We start from the raw sequence: 1,966 nt of genomic DNA, 5'->3' as shown, positions 1-1,966 counted from the left end.
GGGGTTTGAGGTGCAGTGGAACGGAAAACCGGGTTTAGGGCTAGGTTCGCTGGCTTATTCGTCGCTCGACGGGTTCCGCAGCGGCCGCAGCTCACCCTTGGCCACGGCGTCCGGTACTGAGAATGAATACCGGCCGAGCATGTTGATATGCTCATGCAGCAGTGGTGACAGCCTGGTCGCGTCCTCATCGCGCACCTCGAAGCCGTCCGCGCGGAGCTGGTTCAACGCGGCCTCTATGTAGTTGGTGTTCCATAGCACGATCATGTTGAGCACGAGGCCGAGCGCGCCGAGCTGGTCTTCCTGGCCTTCGCGGTAGTGCTGCCTCAATTCACCCCGTTTTCCATGAAAGACCGCGCGGGCGACGCTGTGCCGACCCTCGCCCCGGTTGAGTTGGGTTAGCGTGCTCCGGCGCTTGGCTTCGTCATCGATGTACGTCAGGGTGTGCAGGGTTTTATCGATGCGGCCGAGCTCGGCGATGGCTTGGGCTAGTCTGGTCGGTCGCTCGCCCACCTGAAGCGTGCGCATGATGCCGGCAGCCGGCACCCGGCCAAGCTTAAGAGAGCCAGCCAGGCGCAGCATGTCATCCCAATGTAATTCGATTTTCTGGAGACTAATATTGTGTCCGGATACAGAATTGAGCAGCCCGTAGTCGGCCTTCGAGTCAATTCGCCAGAAGCGCGTGCCGCCGACATCCGCCAGGCGTGGGCTAAATCGGTAACCAAGCAGGCGGAATAATCCGAAAACCACGTCGCTGTACGCGCCTGTGTCCGTCATGATCTGAGTTGGCTGGAGGTCGGTTTGCTGTTCCAGGACGACGGCCAGCAGGACCAAACTATCGCGCAGCGTGCCAGGCACCGTGATGTCGTTGAGGCCGGAAAACTGGTTCGATATCAGGTTGTACCAAGTCACACCGCGCCCGACGCCGAAGTATTTCGGGTTCGGCCCGGAATGCACTGATCGTACCGGCACCACGAACCGCATGCCATCGGCCGACGCGACCTCACCGCCGCCCCACACGCCGGCCAGCGCCGAACGGCTTTGCGCCGATACCAGCATTGTGTTTGCTGCCGTGATGGTGTCATCGCGCAGGTAGTTTTGATCCACCCAGGACAATCGGTCGCGCTTGAGGGCCGGGACGTCGCCGCGAATTAGCGGCTCCGGTCCCGTGTTGCATGCCTCGGCCATCAACACCGCGCAGATGCTCACATGCAGGTCAGAAGCGCGCGCGGTGCGCTCCGATATGTGGGTGAAGGCGTCAGTGAAGCGAGTGCGGGCGGCAATCTCTAGGATCAGTTCTGGCAGATCGACGCGCGGCAGCATACCCATGACCTTGGTGCGCAACGCGATCAACGACGCCGGTTCATTCATTCTGTCCAACGGGCTGAGCACCAGTTCCTGTTTATCGCCCACCTTGTCGAACCTCACGGCCGGGTTGTCGGGCAACCTGGCGGCGACAGCGTGGTAGGTGAGGTCCAGTTCATCGGCCAGCGCGCTTAAGGTCGGACCCGGTACCGCCGACAAGCCAAGCGTGCGACAAATGATCGGGCGTGTGGATTCCCATTCAGCGCTATCGAGAAGGCCGGCGCGCGGATCGGCGTACCGCCAGCTTGGTGCCACGAACACGTCTCGCCTGCGCAGCGCGATACGCAATTCGGACAAAACGCAAAAGGTGTAAGCGTGAAAATCGATGGTATCGCCCTCGCGCAGCACATGACGCTGCCAGGGCTTGGTGATGATCTCGCGCGGCGCGTCGTTGTCGGGCCTCTTCACCGTCATGTTGGCGCGAAGCCAGGCAAAGGCGGCGATGAACGGCTCGCCAGCGGCATTCGCGCCAAAGTGAATGTGCTCGGCCAGCGCCGGCAGGAACCGGCGCACGGTCTTGTACTTAGCGTCCAGCTCCTGGTAGTACACATTGTCGGTCGGTCGAATCAGCTTGTTGACGCCGGCGAGGGCCAGCGCGAGCGCG

1 protein-coding gene is annotated in these 1,966 nt (G+C 61.8%); it reads right to left on the bottom strand.

Annotation, left to right across the window (positions count from 1 at the left end; translation table 11 throughout):
• Positions 1 to 54 precede the first annotated feature (54 nt).
• On the bottom strand, positions 55 to 1,966 hold a 1,912-nt coding region (locus F2P46_RS35560; protein ID WP_166899207.1), incomplete at its 5' end, for a Tn3 family transposase.

Source organism: Massilia sp. CCM 8734, assembly GCF_011682155.1.
In the GTDB taxonomy this organism is placed as follows: Bacteria; Pseudomonadota; Gammaproteobacteria; order Burkholderiales; family Burkholderiaceae_D; genus Telluria_A; species Telluria_A rubra.
This window is presented reverse-complemented; position numbering and strand designations above follow the sequence as displayed.